16 protein-coding genes are annotated in these 21,615 nt (G+C 61.4%); 5 read left to right on the top strand and 11 right to left on the bottom strand.

The features are described 5' to 3' along the window. Window positions 1-115: 115 nt before the first annotated feature. The 5 genes from AC06G6_RS20325 to AC06G6_RS20345 all read right to left on the bottom strand — a co-directional run bounded on the left by AC06G6_RS20325 (window position 116) and on the right by AC06G6_RS20345 (window position 10,160). Window positions 116-3,169 carry a restriction endonuclease gene (locus tag AC06G6_RS20325; RefSeq protein WP_479828953.1) on the bottom strand — a complete coding sequence of 1,018 codons (3,054 nt, stop codon included), beginning with the start codon at window positions 3,167-3,169 and terminating at the stop codon, window positions 116-118. Window positions 3,170-3,183: 14 nt separating this feature from the next. Further along, a complete protein-coding gene (locus tag AC06G6_RS20330) occupies window positions 3,184-5,097 on the bottom strand; it encodes a site-specific DNA-methyltransferase (RefSeq protein WP_479828928.1) in 1,914 nt (637 codons plus the stop codon). A 97-nt stretch (window positions 5,098-5,194) separates the two neighbouring features. Continuing rightward, on the bottom strand, window positions 5,195-5,983 hold the full coding sequence (locus AC06G6_RS20335; protein WP_479828929.1) for a DUF4391 domain-containing protein: 789 nt from the start codon (window positions 5,981-5,983) through the stop codon (window positions 5,195-5,197). Then, complete coding sequence (locus tag AC06G6_RS20340; protein WP_479828931.1) at window positions 5,980-9,237, bottom strand: helicase-related protein; 3,258 nt, start codon at window positions 9,235-9,237, stop codon at window positions 5,980-5,982. The genes AC06G6_RS20335 and AC06G6_RS20340 overlap by 4 nt, the downstream gene beginning before the upstream one ends. 350 nt (window positions 9,238-9,587) lie before the next feature. Then, a complete protein-coding gene (locus tag AC06G6_RS20345) occupies window positions 9,588-10,160 on the bottom strand; it encodes a recombinase family protein (protein WP_479828933.1) in 573 nt (190 codons plus the stop codon). Between the two features lie 294 nt (window positions 10,161-10,454). Here AC06G6_RS20345 and AC06G6_RS20350 point away from each other — a divergent pair, with 294 nt between their 5' ends. Further along, window positions 10,455-10,766, top strand: coding sequence for a thioredoxin family protein (locus AC06G6_RS20350; RefSeq protein WP_479828935.1), 312 nt, complete (start codon window positions 10,455-10,457; stop codon window positions 10,764-10,766). Window positions 10,767-10,948: 182 nt separating this feature from the next. Here the strand turns inward: AC06G6_RS20350 and AC06G6_RS20355 are convergent, their stop codons facing one another. The 5 genes from AC06G6_RS20355 to AC06G6_RS20375 form a co-directional block, all read right to left on the bottom strand. Beyond that, a complete protein-coding gene (locus tag AC06G6_RS20355) occupies window positions 10,949-12,421 on the bottom strand; it encodes a multicopper oxidase family protein (RefSeq protein WP_479828937.1) in 1,473 nt (490 codons plus the stop codon). Next, window positions 12,421-12,693 carry an SHOCT domain-containing protein gene (locus AC06G6_RS20360; protein WP_479828939.1) on the bottom strand — a complete coding sequence of 91 codons (273 nt, stop codon included), beginning with the start codon at window positions 12,691-12,693 and terminating at the stop codon, window positions 12,421-12,423. Before AC06G6_RS20360 ends, AC06G6_RS20355 begins: the two co-directional genes overlap by 1 nt. 207 nt (window positions 12,694-12,900) lie before the next feature. Next, window positions 12,901-13,782 carry a F510_1955 family glycosylhydrolase gene (locus AC06G6_RS20365; protein ID WP_479828941.1) on the bottom strand — a complete coding sequence of 294 codons (882 nt, stop codon included), beginning with the start codon at window positions 13,780-13,782 and terminating at the stop codon, window positions 12,901-12,903. Window positions 13,783-13,865: 83 nt separating this feature from the next. Then, complete coding sequence (locus tag AC06G6_RS20370; protein ID WP_479828942.1) at window positions 13,866-14,510, bottom strand: DUF305 domain-containing protein; 645 nt, start codon at window positions 14,508-14,510, stop codon at window positions 13,866-13,868. Between the two features lie 128 nt (window positions 14,511-14,638). Next, complete coding sequence (locus tag AC06G6_RS20375) at window positions 14,639-15,115, bottom strand: hypothetical protein (protein ID WP_479828943.1); 477 nt, start codon at window positions 15,113-15,115, stop codon at window positions 14,639-14,641. A gap of 205 nt (window positions 15,116-15,320) precedes the next feature. On the opposite strand from AC06G6_RS20375, the gene AC06G6_RS20380 reads away from it, so the two are divergent. Both AC06G6_RS20380 and AC06G6_RS20385 read left to right on the top strand, forming a co-directional pair. Next, window positions 15,321-15,773 (top strand): universal stress protein, encoded by a 453-nt coding sequence (locus AC06G6_RS20380; protein ID WP_479828944.1) that lies wholly within the window; start codon window positions 15,321-15,323, stop codon window positions 15,771-15,773. Window positions 15,774-15,822: 49 nt separating this feature from the next. Further along, complete coding sequence (locus AC06G6_RS20385) at window positions 15,823-16,281, top strand: hypothetical protein (protein ID WP_479828945.1); 459 nt, start codon at window positions 15,823-15,825, stop codon at window positions 16,279-16,281. A gap of 65 nt (window positions 16,282-16,346) precedes the next feature. Here AC06G6_RS20385 and AC06G6_RS20390 read toward each other — a convergent pair whose 3' ends face one another. Continuing rightward, complete coding sequence (locus tag AC06G6_RS20390) at window positions 16,347-16,682, bottom strand: heavy-metal-associated domain-containing protein (RefSeq protein WP_479828947.1); 336 nt, start codon at window positions 16,680-16,682, stop codon at window positions 16,347-16,349. Window positions 16,683-17,419: 737 nt separating this feature from the next. Here AC06G6_RS20390 and AC06G6_RS20395 point away from each other — a divergent pair. Continuing rightward, window positions 17,420-19,990, top strand: coding sequence for a heavy metal translocating P-type ATPase (locus AC06G6_RS20395; protein ID WP_479828950.1), 2,571 nt, complete (start codon window positions 17,420-17,422; stop codon window positions 19,988-19,990). 12 nt (window positions 19,991-20,002) lie between these two features. Continuing rightward, window positions 20,003-21,361, top strand: a complete 1,359-nt coding sequence (locus AC06G6_RS20400) for a phenylacetate--CoA ligase family protein (RefSeq protein ID WP_479828951.1) — start codon at window positions 20,003-20,005, stop codon at window positions 21,359-21,361. Window positions 21,362-21,615: the final 254 nt, after the last annotated feature.

Raw genomic sequence — 21,615 nt, forward strand, 5'->3', positions numbered from 1 at the left:
CTCCGGCCTCTCGGCCCCTTGTGACGGCCCGGTTCGCCTCGAGTTACCGATGATCCTCGGAAACGCTACAACGCCGATTCGCGAAATTCGACGTCAGAAAGAACATTTGGCGCCGCTAGGACTCACCCCAAGCAGCTTGGAACGTCGGCATGTCTTTCGCTACTGCGTAGTGGACGAAGTCGACTGGTCCGACGCCTTCGTTGATGGCCTCGAAGTGCTTCTTAGCGGCTTGGATCTTGCCGGCCTCCGCACTACGCAGATCGTCGGTGTCGACGGTGCTTTTTGTCTCTGTGACGAAATAGAGCTTCTTTTCGTCGCCACGATCAACGAGTACAGCCCAGTCTGGGTTGTAGGATCCCAAAGGTGTTGGGATCTTGAACCAGGATGGCAGTTTGGCGTAGACCTTAACTTCTTCCTTCTGCTCGAGCCCAGGCAGGTTCTTGGCGGGATCGCCGAACACGAAGTTACGCTCGGTTAAGGAATCAAAAAGTAGATTCTCAAAGACCGACTTATTCAAGGGCAGAGCCGCGCCGGTGTCCTCATCGGTTGCAATGTTACGCATGAGGTAACCGGATAATTCCTCATTAAGGAACAACTCCTGGCTGTATGCCTCACCATCAGGGAGCTTGTGGTACCTGACACCATCCAACACCGCGAACTTTTTGGCCCTGTTGATGATGTCTGATGCTTGCTCAACAAAGGACTGCGGATTCATGACAAACTTGTCCAGTTGGCCGGATTCCAGCAGGATTCCACTAATGGTCTTGCGTGTCAGGCTCGTTCGGTTCTGAAGCTCCGTCAAGATATCGGGGAGCGACTCGGAATCCGTGAACTCTACGTCTTGGGCCTCTCCGTCGCTGATGAGTGATCCGTGCAGGCCCCCTTCGTCAATTCCCGTCACCCGGTGCTTGCCCCAAGATGCGCTGCGCTTTTTAACCTGCAGCTTCGTTTGTAGCCCTTGAATGCACTTGGATTTCAAGTCTTCAACATCAAAATCGAGGCGGTAGGTGGTCTTGCCGCTGATGCGCTTCCAAAGTTCCTGGAATTCCGGGCTGTCCAGGATGGCACGCTTTGGCTTGATCACCCGGTGGTCGCCCTTAGGCACCACATTGAGACGCCCGGCCGCGCGCTTAAGAATCTCAAAGATCTGCGGAGCTGCTGCCGTAAACTCGGGCGGCAATACCAAGGTTCCGTCTTTCAGTGTCGTTCGAAGAGAGTCGTTGACGTCTCCGGACGGCTTGATGTACTGCTGCTCCTTGAGCAGAGTCCACAACTTCGCGGAGGCGGCGGCTCCGAGGTTTTGGAGTTCGCCGGCTTCGTCGTGGAAATTGATGGCAGAGAACGCATCCTTGGCGACGTGCCCAAACTTCACACCAAGATCGTTTTCCATCTCTTTTTGAAGCCCGTCGGCGAAGTCCGCGTAGCTTTCGTCTGCGATGACCGTCAGACGGTTGACCTCGAAGCCACGGACACGGTTACCGTGCTGGTCGACGGCGAGGCGCAGACCGCGACCGATGGTCTGGCGGCGCTGGGCATCCGTTCCCATGGCCCGCAGTGTGCAAATCTGGAACACATTGGGGTTATCCCAGCCTTCGCGCAATGCGGAGTGGGAGAAGATGAAACGCAATTTCGTATCGAAGGATGTCAGGCTTTCCTTGTCTTTCATGATCAACCTGTAGGCCTCTTCAGCCGCGTCCCGGCCGGCCTGGTTGTTCTCAGACGTATCAACCGCACGTTTCTTCTTATCGATGGAGAAGTAGCCCTCATGGGCGGAACGTGCCTCTTGGGCAACGTCCAGCCCTTCAAAGAGGTGCGCGTATTTGGGCGTCTTGGCCAACTTCACGAATGCGTCTTCGAACATCGTTGCGTAAAGACCAGGCGCCGGGTCGCCATTAGCATCGTAAGCACGATATTTCGCTACTTCATCGATGAAAAACAGGCTTAGGACCTTGACGTCGGTCCCGTTAGTCCTGAAGGAGCGTTCTTTTTCGAAATGCTCTTCAATGGTCCTGGAGATCTTCAACCGGGCGGTTTCTTTGTCCGAGAGCTCGGCACCGGTCGATTGGCCAAGATAGAGGGGATCGTCGAGGGTGCTGACGTCGATCCGCTCTTCGCCGTCCTGCCTGTAAATGTTAAGGATCTTCATGTTGGCGTAGACGGGGCGCTCGGTCGTTTGTTCAAGATCGTCACCACTGCTGACCCAAACAGGCTTTCGGACCGATGAGCCGCCGACCTTCACATCCAGTTCAAGCTGCGCCTGCATCCTGTCCGATTTTATTCCGACGTTCAGGAGCTTGATGTAAGGAAGCGTCCGGTGACCCTCGACCGTCAGCGAGGCGACCTCGATCTGCTTGACGAGCTCCTCCCGATAAGCATCGATGGCGTCCAAGCGATACACCATGTTGGACTTGTCATTCTTCGGATGTGTCGCCGAGTATCGAAAGGTGGCAATCGCGTTGAAATCTTCCAGAGCCTTGCGGCCGGCACCCTTGGCCCCACCATAGACGCTCTGCGGTTCGTCAACAATGACAACGGGGTTGGTGGCCCTGATGAGATCAATGGCCTGTTCGCCGCCCAGCTTTTCGCTGGCCTCACGGATCTTGTTGGTTGTCTTGTTGATCGCGGCCACCGTCACGAGCATGATCTGAATCTGCGAGGAAACCGCGAAGTTGCGTACCTCACCTAGCCGGGACGAGTCGTACTGAAAGTACTCAAACGGGGTGTTGGAGTACAAGCGACCGAAGTGTTCCTTGAGCATTTCGAGGCTCTTGTGAACACCTTCTTTGATAGCAACCGAGGGTACAACGATGATGAATTTGGTGAACCCGTAATGTCGGTTGAGTTCAAAAATGGTTCGCAGGTAGACGTAGGTCTTGCCTGTTCCGGTCTCCATTTCCACGGTGTACGTCCGGGAACCGAGCGCGGTTTCCAAGCTGAGCCCGTTTGCCTGTTGCACCGATTGAAGATTGGTCAACAAGTCGGACTCGTGCAGCCGCAGACGGTTACCGTAACCGAGGCCGGTATCGTCGCCAAAGATGTTCAGCTGACTCTGATGGGTAGCCTGGACGGTGAACTCAGACCGCATCACGTCCTGACCGCGAAACAGCCCGACCGCAGCTTTGACGGCCTCGTGCTGGTACTTCAAGTCGTCTTCGAAATGAAATTTCATTGTCATTGTCGATCTCAGATCGTTCTAAGTGCGGGGAAGCCGGCCTGATCCAAAGTTGCTGCGAAATTCAGTTTGGCCACGTCATCGACAAAGCATGAATCATTGAGGATTACGGTGACGTCACGCACGTTGCTCTGTCCCAACTGGGCGCTCCAGTCAGCAATTTCTGTGGCCAGAACCGGCGCCTCAGTCTTCGACACTTCGTCACTTAGGCATACAAACAGCGATCCATGACCAACGGAATGAACTTCGTGTCGACCGATCATCCGAGTATGGACTGAGGTCGTCAGCTTCAGTCCAAATTTCAGGAGAATCTCTGTCAAGACGGCTTGGTGGCCGCGACCAGACTGGAGGTTCTCAACAGAGGCCAACAGATCCTCTTCGATTGATTCAGGTTGCCCAGCCCATTGTTGGATATTACTTCTAGCCAAACTATAAGATCGAAATCCTAAGTCCAATCCGTTCGTTTCGTATTCCTTACGCGCGCGGCTGAGTCGCTCACGGGTGAGTTCACTGATATTCTCCGGTCGACCTAGAGATCGACAGAAGTCTGCGGCCGTCTTCTGTTCAGGCGATGAGGAAGACAAAATTTCCGGAATTTGAACCAAAATGAAACTACGTTTGATCCCGTCCTGCTGACACTGCTGCCAAAGCGCATGTCCTGTCGTTCCACTGCCAGCAAAAAAATCTAGGACGATGTCGCCATCATTGGCGACTTGCTCGATCATTGACTGGATCAGGGCAACGGGCTTAGGAAAGGTAAAAATGCGATTGCTAAAGAGTTTATCAATATCAGCGGTCCCATTCCGTGTGAAGATTCCATCCCCAACGATGCTCGAAAATCCAGGAAACTCAGCACCTAAGTCCTGCAGAAATGACTTCCTCCTGGGCCGTCCCTCTTCAGACTTTGGCCATAGAACGCGTCCTTCGGAGATAAGACGCCCCATGGTGGAAGAGTCATACCGCCAGCCCATTTCCGGGCATCCGTAATTGATTTGCGTCGATGGATCTACCAGGTCATAGTGGAGATTCGGACGGCGATCTACAGTCGCGAGACCGACCATATTGGCACTCGTCCACGGACCCCGATCATCTCCATCCGGATTGCTATAACCGGAGGTATCGCGGGTAGCTCCCCGAATCTTGCTGCCATAGCAGACAATATACTCGTGGTCGACGGATAGTCCGTTAGTTGTTCTGTTGTCTTTGTTCTGCCGACTTTTCCAGACTAGGACGCCAATGAAAGCTTCTTCACCGAAGACTTCATCGGCAATTAGGCGAAGTCTGGGAAGCTCTCGATCATCAACGCTGATCATGATCACGCCGTCTTTTTTAAGGAGATTTCGAGCGAGACGAAGGCGTGGATATATCATCGACATCCAGTTCGAATGAAACCGTCCTGATGCCTCACCAACTGCAACCAGGCGCTCACCGGTGGAATCTATTTGGCCTGTTACTCGCTGGTAGTGGTTCAGGCTGTCGGTGTAAGAGTCAGCGTATACAAAGTCGTTTCCGGTGTTATAGGGCGGATCGATGTAGATCATCTTCACCTTGCCCGCGTAGCTCTTCTGCAGGAGTTTGAGGACCTCAAGATTATCGCCTTCAATGAAGATATTCTCGGTGGTATCCCAGTCGACGGACTTGTCCTCCTCAGGCAGCAAGGTCCCAGTTGACGGTGTCAGTGCAGCTTGACGGGCCTTCTTCTTGCCAGGCCAGTTGAGGCCGTACTTTTCTGTGGAGTCGTCAATCGCCTCGCCCAGGAGTTGGTGCAGCACCTCAACGTCGACGCCGCTCTCCGTCACGGCGTCCGGGAACAACTCGCGGATCCGGTCGATGTTGTTTGCGACGATGTCGGCAGACTGGGAGAGTGGGTCTCCGACCAGGACCGGTATAACGGTGCCGGCGGTCGAAGTCGTCTGCTGTGTCATGAGTTCCTCTGGGATCGATCGTGTATTTTTGTTGGCGGGAAAGGTCTGCGACCAGCTTATCGATGGCCTGTGACAGCGTTGGCCTGAGTCCGAGGGTTCACCCGAACTTGTCCTTGGCCTGCTGAATTCGCCCCCGGAGGGCGTGGATGTGGGTGTTCAAGGCAACCCGGTCCGACATTTGCTTTTCTTTGCGGAGTCGATTCTGCAAGATTTGTATCTGCTCGCTGATCGAGCGCTGCTCCTGCACGAGGGCAGGCAGCGAGTCGTCTGCACCGGTGCGCAGGATCTGCCCTGGACTTACGTCCCAGATACCCGCGAGTTGTAGTGCAAGGATCCTGCTTTCCCAAGATCGGTACAAACCTTCGAGATGCGGCGTGCGCTGTGCCCCAATTCCGAGCAGGCCGGGCTCGGATAGAAGTTCCTGTGCTGAGATTGTGGTGATGCGGTCTAATACGACCCGGGAACTGTCTGCGGCGCTGATGTGTTTCGGGGCCAAGGAAAGATAGATGCCGTCGTGAGTGAATGCCAACACTACGGTGGGATTCGGGATGGCACGGTGGAGTACTTCTACAAATCGCTGGGCGCTGGACTGTCTTGCACCGTCCGAGAACGCGACGTCTAAGACGTGGATTTCTGCGTAGTCTCGCTCGAGCTCGTCTGTGGTCCGCCCTTGAAACCCTGGAATTCCGGACGAGTAGGGTTCCACAACTGCGATCGCGGTGACGCTCTGGACATCATTCTGTAGCGTCTTGCGGTCACCTGCCGTCAGATCTGCATGTTCGGTGAGCGCAGCCTTGGCAATGCGTTGGGATACGTTACATGCGTCAGGTAGCTGAAAAAGTTCTCTAACGAGGCTTGTAGAAGTCGGCCCCGTCAGCTCGCTCACAACTGAGCCGTTGTCACCGGCAGGATGGCTAGCCAGCCGATGACTTCGAAGTCTTTGAGACCCACAACCTGAGTGGAAGAGCCGATCTGCGTAGCTCCGCGGGAGAACAAGGACGCAGATTTCTTCTCTTGGGCCGTCCCACTAATGGCGTTCACCGCGATGGCCAGAAGCTTCTGGTAGTGTCCCATGTCCTGCCCGTGGCGTGTCTGCTTGTAGAAGCCCGTGAGAATATCGTCCAGGTCGGAATCGCCGAGGGCATGCGAACGAAGAACATCCAAGGCAAGCTTCGGCTCCTCCGGATGTTTCATCATCTGACCGGCATCGGAAACATAGGCAAGGTAGTAGGGGGCCAGAGGGTAGCTCTTGGACGGTGTGGCCTCTGATCCGGTGTTTTTGAGGACAAAGATGGCGCCCGGTTCCAGACCATCGGCGGCCAGTTTGGCATCGAGCCGGGTGACAGCAAAGAGCCCCAAAGGTTTGCCCAGCAACGCAGCCTTCACCTCATCTGGCTGGCTGGATATGTCCATCCGGAAGTCACTAAGCGTGAGGTCGGTGATGCTGAGTCCGCCGGAGAGATCTTCGAGATCCAGAGCCTGTCCCTGGAGCTGTTCGAGCTGCTGGCGGCGGTATTCCAGGTCATTCATGACGCTTCCCTCTTCGTCCACCAGGAGGTTCTCCTCTCCTGTTGCGGAGACGTCCAGGAGAACCATGCGTCCGCTGACGCGGGCTTCGAGCTGGATGTATTCGTCCAGTGCCATGTTGGGCCAGAAATTGATTAGCTGTACGGAATCGTTGGTTGACCCGAGCCGGTCTACCCGGCCGAATCGCTGAATGATGCGGACTGGGTTCCAGTGGATGTCGTAGTTAACTACAGTGTCGCAGTCTTGGAGGTTTTGGCCTTCGGAGATCGTGTCTGTTGCGATGAGGATGTCGATCTCTGCACCCTCGGCTTCTCCGGACTTTCTTCGGTCCTTAGACCGGGGAGAGAAGTTGATCAGGATCGAGTTGGTGTCCTTCCGGCAGCCAGGAAGGGTGGTCTGGTTGCCGCTGCCGGTAACTTGTGCTGAGTGAAGTTTAAGGTCATTGAGGGCCCAGCCATGGATGTGCTTGTAGAGGTACTCGGCAGTGTCGCTGAAAGCTGTGAACACGATGATCTTGTGGTTGCCGCCGTTGGCGGTGCTGGACGCTTTGGCGCTGATAATTTGCTTTAGTTCGTGGAGCTTCTCGTCCCGGGCGGGCGTTACTTGGCGGGAGGATTCCAGGAGCATTTTGAGTTCCGCGGCGTCTTCTCCGAGGTCCTGGCGCCAACGAACTAAATCCATGTCCTCAAGGAGAACCTTGATTTTAGTGCCGACGACGGCGTCGTCGAACATCGGGTCGTCAAAATCCAGATGATCATAGTCAGCATCGTCGAAGGACTCGAGGGAGACGCTGAGGCTCTTGTTCTCCTCATATTTGGTGATCTTTCCGATAAGGCTTTCGACTTGCCGGTGAAGGGTCTCGATAGTCTCGCTGAAAGAATGGATCGAGCTTTCCATGCGCTTGAGTAGGTTGACGCGCATGAGGTTGACGAGGCTGGATTCGCGGTCGCTTTGCTTGAAGACTTTGGAATCGCTGCCGGCCACCGTCTGGTCGTAGAGCTTCTCGTAGTGCGGCCTTTTTGAGTGGAGCACGTATGCCAAGGGTGAGTAGCCCGAGAGGTGAAGCAGCCCGATCTGCTTGTTGATGTGTTTAAGGGCAGGATAAGACCCTTGTAGATCGACGTCTGGCTTGATGTTCTTCGGGGTCAGCCGGGTCGGGAACTTACCGACTTCCGCGGTGCCATAGTACTTTTCTATGTGCTTCCGGGAACGTGCGATGGTCAGGAGATCCAGCAGTCGGACATAGTCAAGTCCCAGGGCGCCGACGAGATCTTTGGCGTTGCGGCTTTCCGAGGGCTTATCCAGCCACGCATTGAACTGACGTTGGGCTCTCTGAAGGGTTTGATCGATGCTGCGGATACCCGCAGTGGCCAGTGCATCGTCTCGACCTTCGGTGGCGAACAGCACCTGATTGCGGAGGTCAGTCATTTTGGTGTTGACTGGCGTCGCGGAAAGCATGAGGACCTTGGTTTTGACGCCGGTCTGGAAGACATCCTGCATCAGCCGCTGGTAGCGGGTAATCCGGTCTTTCACGGGTGGGTTGTTGCGGAAGTTATGTGACTCGTCGATCACTACGAGGTCATAGTTTTCCCAGTTGATGGTTGCGAGGTTAATGCTGCCCGTGTAGCCACTGGTCCGGTTCAGGTCTGTGTGGTGAAGGACGTCGTAGTTGAAGCGATCCTCAAGAAGTGCATTCCGGCGGTCATTCTGCGTATAGATCGTCCAATTTTCCCTCAGACGTTTAGGGGCTAGGACCAGGACGCGGTCATTGCGGAGTTCGTAGTACTTGATGACTGCCAGTGCCTCAAACGTCTTACCCAGGCCGACGCTGTCTGCAATGATGCAGCCGTTGTAGCGTTCCAGCTTCTCGATCGCGCCGAGCACCCCGTCGCGCTGAAACTTGTAGAGCATGTTCCACACTGCGGAGTCGTAGAACCCTGTGTCCTTCTTGATGATGCTGTTTGCGTCAGTTTCATGGAGGAAGTCCTGAAATACTCGCTGCAAGGACAAAAGGTAAATCGACTCGGGGGTATTTGCGGCGTAAAGCTCCTCGAGCTTGGAGAGAAGTTCGTCCTTTGCTGGGCTGGAGTAGTCCGACGACTCCCACAACTCATTGAACTGTTCCAAGAACTCCCCGACAATGTACCCTTCGTCCGCGGTGATCATGGACAGGTTATCGCTCGGTACGACGCCCAAGGATTCAGCGGTGAACGGGGCGCCACGCATCGCAAACGGCCGTGTCTCGTTGTCCGTAAGGATCCACGTTTCCCCGGTGGAGGCCCTCAGGCTTTTGATCTCCGCGGTGTCCCGGAGCCACGCTGCACAGGCCCTGGCAACGGAGGCTTGCGTGAGTTTGTTGCGCAGAAGCGTTTCAAAGGGTGTGCCGTGGACCCCGATGGGAGGCTGCGCAGCAGCGTTATTGAACTGAAAGCCCGTGATGGGCGGCTCGGTGAGGAGGAACCGGGCTTGGCGTACCTCAGCAAGCTCCTTTTGGAGAGCTTCGAAGGCGTAGATGGAGAACAATCCAGAAAGCACAGAAACCGTGTCCCCTGTCTGCAGCTTCGACTTGAGGACCTCTACCGCGCGGCCCTTCCCCCTGTTGTTAATCAGCACTAAGCCAGAGTACCGGTTGGCCAGGAACGACGATTCTGGTTCACCTCATCGAAGACAGGATGCGAACGACCGCCATCTGAAACTGTGGCTGTTAGCAGAGGACTCTGCGCCGAACCGGTGGGGATGCTCACCCGTAGCGGAATGGTGCACGTCAAAAACGACCCTTTGTGCCCAGGCAGGCGGCGACGCCTGAACCTCTCCTTTTGTCAGTTTCAGAAGTCGTCTGCACTGGATCCCGCGGAAGTACGGGGCGAGTGCAGAGGACTGTTGACATCGGGTTGTCAGAAGTCCCGTGCACGGTCATCCAAATCTTCAGAAGTCCCGTGCACCAACAGCAGCAGTTAAGGAGTTCAATCCTTGGCGGTCTGCGTTGCCGGGACCCAGCGGTAGAGGGTAGGTACAGAGACGCCGAGGTTTTTGGCGACTTCCTTGGGCGGCGTGCCCTCGCTGAGGAGCTTTCGTGCGGAGCGGATTTTGGAATCCGTCATGATGCGTTGGCGGCCGCCGACCCTGCCTTGCTCCCTCGCCGCCCGCAGGCCGGCCTGGGTACGTTCGACCATGAGCTCCCGCTCCATCTGGGCCAGGGAGGCCATAACGTTGAAGAAGAAGCGCCCGGATGCGGTCGTGGTGTCGATTGCGTCGGTCAGGCTGATAAAACCAATGCCGCTGTCGCTTAACCCGCCGGCGAAGTCCAGCAGATCCTTCACGCTCCGCCCGAGACGGTCCAGCTTCCATACGACGAGGGTGTCACCGTTGCGTAGTTGGTCCAGTGCCTGGGCGAGTCCGGGTCGCGTGGCTTTGGTTCCGCTGATGGTGTCTTCATAGATGCGGTCGCATCCTGCAGCCCGCAGCGCATCGCGCTGGAGGTCAAGGTTCTGGTCCCGTGTGGATACTCTGGCGTATCCGATGCGGTGAGTAGTCATGTGGGGCGGTTCTCTTTCTCAAAACTCGATCCAGCCTTCTAGCTCGACTGTACAGTTTCGAGAACTATTTGTGAGAACAAGGGCCGATGGGTGGCGACTGTCGCCGCAAGGGTGTTTTCCCACAGAACGGCGCCGGTGTGCAGCTTGGGCTGCAGGCACCACCATTCTCGAATCAGCCTGTTCTTGAAATCCTTCGTTTGCGAGAACGACGACGCGCCGTTGCAGCAGCGAAGCGACTCGTGCAACTCGGTCTCTCCTTACCGCATCACGCAGCCGGGCGGGGACAATACATGCATGCGACTAGAACTGCTCCATATTGATGAGTGTCCCAATTCGGTCAAAGCGTACGAGCGACTTGAAGCAGCTCTGACCGCCTTGGGCCGTACCGATGTCGAAGTTCACATGCGCCTTCTAAAGTCCGTAACAGATATTGAGGGCACCGGATTTGCGGGTTCACCGACGATCACTGTCAACGGATCCGATATCTTCCCGGATGGAGCATCCGCCCGCGATTTGGCCTGCCGTATCTACATGACGCCCAATGGCTATGCCGGCCTGCCCACGATTGACCAGCTAACGGAGGCTTTAAGGACTAGTGGACTCTAACTCCGCCACCTGCTCGTGCTGCGGCAGAGTGATGCAGCGTCGGAAATTGCATGTCCTTGGGTCTAGGCCTTCCTACATATGCCGGCGGTGTGGCCTGTGGGTTGCCATCCGGTTCCGACCGGACAGCCCCGGACGACACTGAATACGGCGCTGCACGTACCTGGGTAGTCACTCCACACCTCTTACCGGACTTCGATAGCGCCCATCATGCCGAGGTCTTCGTGGTCAAGGATGTGGCAGTGGTAGGCCGAGCGGCCGCGGAAGTCCTTGAATGCCACCCTGACTTTCACGCGCCCGTTTGCGGGTACGTTCACCACGTCCTTCCAAATGGCCTTGTTCGTCCCTTGGCCGTTTTCCTCGATGATTTGCATCGGCCAGACGTGCAGGTGAAAGGGGTGGTCCATGGGACTGGTGTTGGTCAGCGTCCATTCCTCCACATTCCCGGCCGCTACCGTGGTGTCTGTTCTGGCCTCGTTGAACTCCCTGCCATTGATGGTGAAACGCATCATGCCCCCGTCCCCGCCCATCCCCATGCCCATGCCGGCGGCCAGGACGATCTGCCGGTGTGCCGCGACGGCGGCAGACCGAAGGTCTCCCAGCCCCCTCTGGGTGGGCACGGCCGCCAGGGCTGCGACCGGTTCGCCGGCCACGCGAAGGGTGGCCAGCGCGGCGCCGTCCGGCTGGTCTGCATTGTTGCGCGCTCCGGACCCCGGTCCCATCATTCCCGGCATGCCTCCCCGGTTCTGGTAGAGCGCGCGCAGCACGGAGTCCCCGGCCGTGGTGGTCACGAGGAGGTCCGCCCGGTTTCCGGGCGTCAGGAGAAGTTCATCCACTGTCTCGGGTGTCGGGAAGCGGCCGGAGTCCATGCCGAGGAGCTGCAGCTGCTGTCCGTCGAGCCGTAGACGGAGGTAGCGGGACACGCACGTGTTGATGATGCGCCACCGTTCGCGTTGTCCTGGGCGGGCACTGAATTGCGGGTTGCTTTGACCGTTGACCAGGATCAGTTCACCCTCCCGGCCCATCATTCGTTCCATCGCCGGGACTTCCGGGATGTTCCCCAGGCCGTCCAGGGTGGTGTCCGAAATGACCAGTACCCGCTCCGCACTTGCCTCGATGGGTTCAGGGTCCTCTACGATGATCGCTCCGAAGAGCCCGGCGAAGATCTGATCGGCCACCATGCCGTGGTGGTGGGGGTGATACCAGTACACGCCGGGTGGATGGTCCCCGGGAAGTTTGTATTCGTAGTCGAAGGTGCTGCCAGGTTCGACCGAGACGAAGACGTTGTCCCCGTTGCCCTCGGGGGAAACGTGGAGGCCGTGCACGTGCAGGTTGGTGGCCTGGGTCAGCTTGTTGACGAGCCCGATCTTCAGGACGTCACCGGCGCGTACGCGAAGTGTCGGGCCGGGGATGCCGCCGTTGTAGCCAAGGGCTGCGGCCTGCCGGCCTGCCAGCAGAATCTGTCCGGGCGCGGCTTCGAGCCGCACCTGCAGCTGGCCGTTGGTGCTTCGTTCCTCCGGAGGCTGGGTCAGGTCGCTTCCCGTAACGGGAGTCTGCTGCGACGACAGGGTCCAGATCATCCCGGCACCGCCGGCTGCTGTCCCCGCAATGCCGAGCCCGCCCAGCAGTACCGCCTGGCGGCGGCTGATGGGCTTCACTATGGTCCCTCACCGAGCACTTTGAGTTGCTCGCGGTATTGGTCTGCGGTGAGTTCTCCTCTCGCAAAGCGCTCGTCGAGGATCTGGCGGGCCCTGCTTCCTCCGGCGGGCGGCGGCCCGCCTGGCCCCGGGGGGCCTGGAGGGCCGTATCCATTACGGACGCCGCCGCCGAAGACTCTTACCGCCAGCAACACCAGCAGCGCGATCCCAATGAGCAGCAGAAGGGCCCAGAGCCACATCCATCCCATGCCTTGTCCGTAACCCCACATCATGATTTGTGCCTTTCGTTTCCAGAATTACTTCCGACTCTTCGCGCGGCCTCGGCTGACAGGTAGAGTCCGAGGTCCCGGTCCACCCGGGCCTGTGTTTTACGCATCCGCACCCCCGCCGGCGGAAGGTCGGCTGGTACCCAGACCGATGAAGTCAGGGGGTAGAACAGGCTGCTTCACCCCGGTGGCCGACCTCGGCGCAGCGTGCGGTCAGGAAGCGTCGGCGGGCCCGAACGTGACTCCGCCGTCGGTGGAGACCACGAGCCCGCTGGCCGTGGCGACCCAGATCGATGGGTTTGCCTCCGCGCCCTTCACTGCCGCCACAGCCTGGACCGTGTCGTCGATTTTGCCCTTCCGGGTCCAGGTCGCGCCGGCATCTGCCGAGGTGTGGACGGTCCCGTCGGGTTCGATTCCGACCGCCTCGGCGGGGCTGGCGAAAGCGGCGAACTGAACCACTGGTCCGGACTCCACCGTGGTCCAGGTCTTACCGCCATCCGTTGAGCGGCGGATCCCCTGTGGGGTGGTTGCCAGGACAGTGTCGCTGGTGGGGTTCCCGGCAAGGACGGCCGGGACGAAATCCACGGCCGCCGTGTTCCAGGTTTTCCCGTCCGGGCTGGTGCGCAGTGCGCCGTCGAAGCCGACGATCCCGGATTTGGTCGCGGTGAGCGCGTGGAAGTCGGACTCGCCCTGACGGGAGAGCTTTTCCCAGGTTTTACCGGCGTCGGTGGATCTGATCAGCCCGAGCGGGTCGGCCAGGTCGGAGCCCTCCCCGGGGTGTCCGGAAGCGTAGAGGACGCCGTGATCGGTGCCGCCGGTGAAACCCATCAGGTCATTGGTGGCGCCGATTTTGGCAGCGGGCTGCTTCGTGATGTCGAACAGGCCATCGTGGGTGGCCAGGAGCACCTGGCCGGTTGTGCTGACGCTCAGCCCGTGAACATGGGCATCCGGCAGGGGGCTGCTGCCGTTGCTGATTGCGGGGGAAGAGCCCGCCGGTACGGAAGACGGGCTGCATGCTGACAGGGCAAGGACGAGGCCTGCGCCGGCTGCCAGAACAGCTGTGGCGCGGACCCGGGGACGGGAGGGATTGGACATGGTGGCTCCAGGGATTCAGGTGGGGCATGGCATGGCAGGGGATGGGCGCCGGCCCGCGACGGGCCGGCGCCTAAGGGCACCGGTCAGAGGGTGGCCAGCAGCTCCTGCATTTCCTTGATTTCAGCTTCCTGGGCGGTCACGATGTCTTTGCTGAGTTGAATCGCTTCGGCATTCTTACCCTGGGACATTTCGGTCTGCGCCATCATGACGGCGCCCTGGTGGTGGACAACCATCTGCGTCAGGAAGAGCCTGGCCGCTTCGGTGCCCTGCGCGGCCTCGAGCTGCTTCATGTCGCCCGCGCCCATCATGCCGTCCATGGTGTGGCCGGCACCCATGGTCGCGGATTCGTTCCAGGTCTTGAGCCAGCCGGTCATCGTTTCGATCTCCGGTGCCTGGGCTGCTTTGATCCGTGTGGCCAGGTCGGTGACCGATGCGGGGATGTCCTTCTTCTGGAGCATCATCTCGCTCATTTCCACGGCCTGTTCGTGGTGCGGAATCATTCCCTGGGCGAACATGGTGTCGGCCTCGTTGTGTTCGGTAGCAGCGGCCGGGGCACTGCTGGACATCATCCCCGGGCCCATTCCCGGCATCGAACTGGCGGAGGAAGCCGGGCTGCTGGACGCGGGAGACGTGGCAGACGGTGCAGTGGGGCCGGTTGAGCAGCCCGCGAGGGCGAGTGCCGCTGCGATGGCGGTCGCGGAAAGGGGCAGAAACTTCGTGTTCATCATGGCTGTTTAAGTCCTTCAAGACATCAGGGGGCGCGTGAGCGCCAGGGGTGTGCATCGGTGATGCGCCCGGCTCAGAAGTGAGTCAGGCAGGGGCGGGCGCCGGTCTGGTCACAGCGCGGGGCCCTGTTTTACGTTCGGCTGATGCAGAGCTCGCCTGGCGAGGGGCTGCCGGGGAGATAGGACCACAGCCCGCTGATCGCGCTCTGCGTCCCTGTGTTGGTGTTACTGGCGATGACCCCGGTGCCCGGCAGCGGTGCGGCCAGAGAGGCCGTCTTCGCCGACGGGGTGCAGGCGGCGGTCATGGACTGCATGCTGGTGCAGTTATTCGAGTCCGTGCACTGCACAGTCCGGGCACCCGCTTCGTCCTGTGCTGCCGGCGTTTCCGGGGCGGAGGATGGTCCGGGAGGATGAACTCCGGTGTGGCCGGCGGGGGATGAGTCGTGATGGGCGCTGTCGGTTGCTGCCGCCGTGGCCGGGGAGTGCGTGGCATGGGTGGCGGTCATGACGTGCATGCCGAATATCCCGGCGATGAGGGCCAGGACCGCGGTAAGCAGGCCCGCACGGCGGAGGAACCGGATCGCGAAGGCGTGTGCCGGTGCGGTCATGACGGTCCTCCCTTCCTGTGGCGAGCTATCTGTTTCAAGGCTACCGGCCCTGTGGCAGGGCACTTACCGGTACAACGATCCTGTAAGGGACTTTGTTTCTGTCGCCGGCCGGTGGACGGGGTCGGGACGTTCGATCTTGCGGGTAAAACCCTGCGGGGACCACACTAAGGGCAACAGTTGCGGGACTTGGCGGAGGGCGGCGCTCATGGGCGGCGGCGGTGTATTCAGTATCGTGGTCGGGGTCGACGGTTCTGCCCCGTCGCGGCTCGCCATGGAATGGGCAATCACGGAGGCCCGGCTGCGCAACGGCCAGGTCAGGGCCGTGACCGCCTGGGAGTTCCCGCCCGTCACCGTCGGCATGGAAGGCCTGGTCTGGGACCCGGACGTCTTCCCTCAGACCGCACGCGAGCTCCAGAACGAGGCCCTGAAGCGCGTGGACAGCGAAGGCGTGACGGTGACCGGGGACGTCGTCCAGGGAAACGCGGCCGCCGTGCTCCTGCAGGCCGCCGGGAACGCTGACCTGCTGATTGTGGGTTCCCGCGGTCTCGGAGGATTCACCGGATTGCTGCTCGGCTCCGTGTCCACCCAGGTCCTCCATCACGCCCCCTGCCCGGTGCTCGTGGTCCGGAACCGGTCCCGGACCGCAGGCGAGGGATGAGTTACCCGTTGGCCCGCAAGGGGAACCCCTTCGGCGAAAGCAGCGGGCCGTGACCGGTGACCACTCCTCCCACCGGCATCCGCCGGCCGTCCCCGACGGCGGGACCGCTCCGGGGCGGACCGTCCGGGGCAGGCTCCACGGCCTGTGGCACACGGTGGTCGGAGCGGTGGGCCTGATCATGGGCCTCCTTCCACACGTCCTGCACCACATCGGACTGCTCGCCGGAACGGCCCTCGTGGCCGGATCCGGCGGCACCGCACTGTTCGGGGCACTCGGGCTTCTGGCATCCATTCCCATGCTGGTCCGCCTCTACCACCGGTTCGGCAGCTGGGTCGCACCAGCACTGGGACTACTGGTATTCGCCGCCATGTTCTCCCTGTCCGCGTTTGTCATCGGCCCGGCCATCAGCGGCACGGGAGCGGACATGACCCCGGGCCCGGGCCCGGTACTCACGCCGGGCCCGGTACCCACCCCGGGCCACACCAGCGGGCACACCGGAGGGCACTGAACGCCGTGGAAGCCCCCTTGGACACCCGGGAATCCAGGCCTTCACCTGCCAAGGACGTGGAAAGGCTACTTCGCGACGGTCAGGACGTAGCCGGAGGAGCGCACGGCCTCAGCCAGCGCCTCCTGGTCGGCGGTGCCGGTGACCCTGAGCCGCGACGTGCCGCCCGGGACCAGGTCAACCGTTGCCAGCTCGACGCCGGAGACCCCGGATACGGCGTTTTCGACGGTCTGGACGCAGTGTCCGCAGGTCAGCCCTTCCAGGGTGTACTGCGAGCCGGGAGCCTGAACCGCCGCTGCCGGAGCGGCATTCTGCGTTTCGTCAGCGGGGGAGCAGCAGCTGCAGCCGTGCTGCGCAGTGGAGGCCAGGGGCAGCTGGGTTCGTGTTTCGGTTGTTCCACACATGTCAGTTTTCCTTCGGAGCGAGGGATAAAGGGGGCTGTTGTGGTTGAACGGCTGTGGCGGCCTGGGGCCCGGACAAACCTCGTCACTGACAACACTCAAAAGATACCCCCTGGGGGTATGGGCCGCAAGAGCCTTCAGTATCCCTGCTATCCCTTTTCCTCGGAGGGCAGCGGTCCTGGCGTGGTTCAAAGGAGCCGCGGGCTCCCGGTTGAACCCTGAGGCCAGGCTCGCGCCCGTCATCTGGTTTAGAGTCCCGCGGGTCCTCCCGGGGACAGTGGCCGCCTGACCCGCAGCCCGCGGGGCCGGGGCAGGGGGATAAAAGACTCTGATGCGGCAGGCCGGGCGGGTTGATAATGAGCGGCAAGGGCACTCGTGCGCCTGCGCGCCGTCAGGAGGCAGCAATGGGCGCCCTGGGCAACATCCTGATGGGGCGCCAGGAGCGCTGAACGTCATCCGCCGCCATGGCAGGGCAGAAGCATTGACGCATACCCCTAGGGGGTATATGTTCGGCTTAACCGGAAAACGACGTCGCGGGCGGAAGCCCATACGCAATGAAGGTCCGGCTACGGGTGGAAAGAGCCCGGCGCCCTCCCCGGATTCCCTCATTTGCCAAAGGACTCACCTTGCCTTCCGACCCCAGCCCCGCACCCGATCACCAACCGGCACCGGCCACCAGGCGCAGCCGGCCTGCTGATCCGGCCGTCCCGCCGGGCAGCACCTGCGCTGAAGGAGGAGCGGTGCCCAAGCTTCTGAAACGCACCGTCGTGGAAGTCCGCGGCCTCCAATGGGCCACCTCAAAGGCGGTTGTGGAACACGTCCTGCTGCAGCGGCCCGGAGTCGCTGCCGTGGACGCGAATCCGGTCGCCCAGACCGCGACCGTGAGCTTTGACCCGTCCGTTACCTCCGTGGAACAGATCTCCGGGTGGATCCGGGACTGCGGATACCACTGCCGGGGCGAAGCGGTCCCCGACCACATCTGCTACCCGATGGACGAGACAGGACCCAGACCCGGGACGGAGCATGACACCGCCGGCAGGGCCGGCCATCCGCCGTCCGGACACGTCCACCCGGGTGCAGCACATCCAATGGAACATATACACCCGACGCAGCCTGATCACCAGGGAATGCACCCGGTCCGGGCGCCGGAAACGGCGGAACCCCACCCCGGGCATGCCCACCCCGCAGCGGACAGTCATGCCGGCCACGGCCCGGCCCCGCACGGCGCGATGCCCCGCACCCCGCAGGACACGATGGGCCACGGCGGACACCACGGCGGAATGTCGATGGATGACATGGTCAAGGACATGCGCAACCGGTTCCTGGTCGCAGCGATCCTGTCAGTAGGCGTGACGCTCTGGTCCCCGATGGGCCGGGACATGCTCGGCTTCACCGCGCCCACCCCCTTCGGGCTCCGTGACGACGTCATGGCCCTGATCCTGTCCCTTCCCGTCATCTTCTACTCGGCATGGATCTTCTTCGACGGCGCCTACCGGGCACTCAAAGCCCGCACCCTGGACATGATGGTCCTGGTCGCGATCGCCGTGGGTACCGGGTGGCTTTACAGCGTCTGGGTCACCTTCACCGGCGGCGGTGAGGTGTTCTATGAAGCGGCCACTGTCCTGACATCCTTCGTGCTGCTGGGTCACTGGTTCGAGATGCGCGCACGCGGCGGGGCGAACGAGGCCATCCGCACGCTGCTGGAGCTGGCCCCGCCGGTCGCGGTCGTCATTCGCGACGGCGAGACGGTCGAGATCCCCACCTCAGAGGTCCAGACCGGGGACCTGCTGCTGGTCAGGCCGGGATCGAAAATCCCGGTTGACGGGGAGGTTGAGGACGGCCAGTCAGAGGTCGATGAGTCCATGGTCACGGGCGAGAGCCTTCCGGTGACTAAGACCATCGGCTCGGAGGTCATCGGCGCCTCGATCAACACCACCGGCACGATGCGGGTCCGGGCCACCAAGGTCGGCGCCGACACGGCCCTGGCGCAGATCGTGGCCCTCGTTCAGGAAGCCCAGAACTCCAAGGCACCGGGTCAGCGGCTGGCCGACAGGGCCGCGTTTTGGCTGGTCCTGGTCGCCCTGATCGGCGGGACCCTGACGTTCGCCGCCTGGCTCGCCCTCGGCGCCGGCGTCCAGACGGCCCTGCTGTTCGCGATCACCGTTGTGGTGATCACCTGCCCCGATGCCCTCGGGCTCGCCACGCCGACGGCCATCATGGTCGGCACCGGCCTCGGCGCCAAACGTGGCGTCCTGTTCAAGAACGCCACTGCCCTGGAAGTCTCTGCCCGGATCGACACCGTCGTGATGGACAAGACCGGGACCCTGACCAAGGGCGAACCGGAAGTCACCGACGTCGTCGTGGAGGGAATCGGCGAAAACGAACTTCTGGCCCTGGTCGCCGCGGTGGAGCAGGAATCCGAACACCCGCTTGCTGCGGCTGTGGTCCGGCACGCCCGCGAACACGGTGCACCCGTCCTGGCGGCTTCGGATTTCCTCAATGTTCCCGGGCACGGGGCCGGCGCTTCCGTGGACGGGCGCCGGGTGCTGGTCGGCAACCGCAGACTCATGGCCAACGAAGGCATCGACCTGGGCCCGCTGGCCGCCGTGCGCGATGAACTTGCCGACACCGGACGGACCGCCGTCCTCGTCGCTGTCGACGGCAAGGCCGCCGCGGTGATTGCTTTGGCCGACGCCGCGAGGGAAACCGCGGCCGCGGCGGTCGCGGCCCTGCACGAGGCCGGGATCGAGGTCGTTATGCTCACCGGAGACAACGAAGCGACCGCCCGGCGGATCGCCGGCCAACTGGGCATTGACACCGTCATCGCCGAGGTGCTCCCGGGAGACAAATCGGCCAAGGTGGCCCAGCTGCAACAGGCGGGGAAGAAAGTCGCCATGGTCGGCGACGGCGTCAACGACGCCCCGGCCCTGGCCCAGGCCGACCTCGGCATCGCGATCGGCGCCGGCACCGACGTGGCCATCGAAACGGCCGACGTCGTCCTGATGCGCTCGGACCCGCTGGATGTGCCCATCGCCCTGCGGATCGGCAAAGGCACCCTGCGGAAGATGCGCCAGAACCTGGGCTGGGCCGTGGGATACAACGCGATAGCCCTGCCCATCGCGGCAGGGGTCTTCGCTTTCGCCGGCCTTGTCCTCAGCCCGGAGATTGCGGCCCTGTCGATGTCCGGGTCCAGCTTCCTGGTCGCCGTCAACGCCCTGCTGCTCAAGAGGCTCAGGCTGCCCCGGCCGGAAACACCCGAGGCCACCACCGCGCATGCTGACCGGCCGCTGGCCCCGGCCGGTAACCGCTAGGCGACCGCGGCCATGGACCTCCGCCTCATCTCCCGTGTGTTGTTCCTGCGGGCCGCATGGCGGAGGCGGGACCACTGGGACGCAGCCCAAATCACTGCCCACCAGGACCATGCCCTGCGGGAGCTGCGCCGCGCAACGTACGCCGGCTCGGAGTTCTACCGGCGCCATCACGCCGGCCTGCACGATGCCCCTCTGGGCCAGCTGCCGTCCGTGACGAAAGCGGACCTGATGGCCCACTTCGACGAGGCCGTCACCACACCGGACCTGAGGCTGGCGGATCTGGAGAACCACCTTCTGTCCCTGACGCAGAGCGGGGGAGACCCGGGGCGGCCGTGGAAGGGCCGGTGGTGGGCGGCGGCGACGGCCGGCACCACCGGCCAGCGCGGGACCTTCATCTGGAACCGCACCGAATGGGGCACGATCCTGGCCTCCTACGCCCGAGCCAACGATTGGGCAGGGATCTCCGCCGGCCTGACCCGTCCCCTGAAAATGGCATTGGTGAGCTCCCGCGTCCCCACACACCAGTCCGCAGTCGTCGGTGCATCGCTGCGCTCCGGGCTCGTCCCCAGCCTTCGCCTGGACGTCACGGCGCCCTTGGATGAGACGGTCGCCGCGCTGAACAGGTTCCAGCCCAGGGTCCTCGTCGGCTACGCCTCAGCACTGAAACCACTGGCGGCAGAGCAGCGGGCCGGCCTGCGCATCGCCCCCCAGGGCGTGATGTCCGCCTCCGAAGTGCTCAGCCCACACACCGCATCGGAACTGGAGACGGCATGGGGAAGCGCCCCCTTGGATGTCTACGCCGCCACCGAAACGGCCGGGATAGCCTCCCCCTGCACCTACCGGAACCGCCACGTCTACGAGGACCTGCTGATCATCGAACCCGTGGACCAGAACGGAAACCCCGTGTCCCCGGGAACGACCGGGGCGAAGCTGTTGGTCACCGTCCTGTTCTCCCGCACGCTGCCGCTGATCCGCTACGAAATGTCCGACACCGTGAGACTGGGCGGACGGGGCTGCCCCTGTGGACGCTCCTTTACTTTGATGGAGGACATCGAAGGGCGGATCGAAGACGTCCTGCAGCTGCCAGGCAAGGCAGGGAAGGTAAATGTCCATCCGATCGTGTTCCATCACGTCCTCGACCAGGCCGCCAACTCGGGGTGGCAGATCATTCAGGAGGCCGCAGGGCTACGGGTCCTCGTGGTGGGCCTCGCTCCTGGAGCCTCGATCCAAGGGGTTTCGACTGCCGTAGCCGGCGCGCTCAAAGAAGTCGGTGTAGTAGACACCCCGGTGGACGTACACGTTGTTGAACGCGTCGAACGCACCGCTTTGGGGAAAGCACCCTTCGTGCTGGGTCTAAAGGGCCGGCGATGACAAGTTGGTCCTCCTGAAGCAAACCCCCGAGCGGGCCATTCGGCCAGGCGTCTGGCGGGGCCCGGCCAGGTCCCTGGAGACGATGACCATCCAAACGGTGAAGTCGTTGTGCCAAATCTCCAGTTCCATCGCCTTCCGAAAGGCTCCATGACCGTCCGGTGGCGTTGACGGAATTGCCCAGGTTCGAGTGCAGGCGACTCCTGACACGGAAGCGTTGGAAGTCGTCTGCACAAACCTGCAACCCAAACGCAGGT

The sequence above is a fragment of the Arthrobacter sp. CJL-S3 genome (assembly GCF_056711635.1).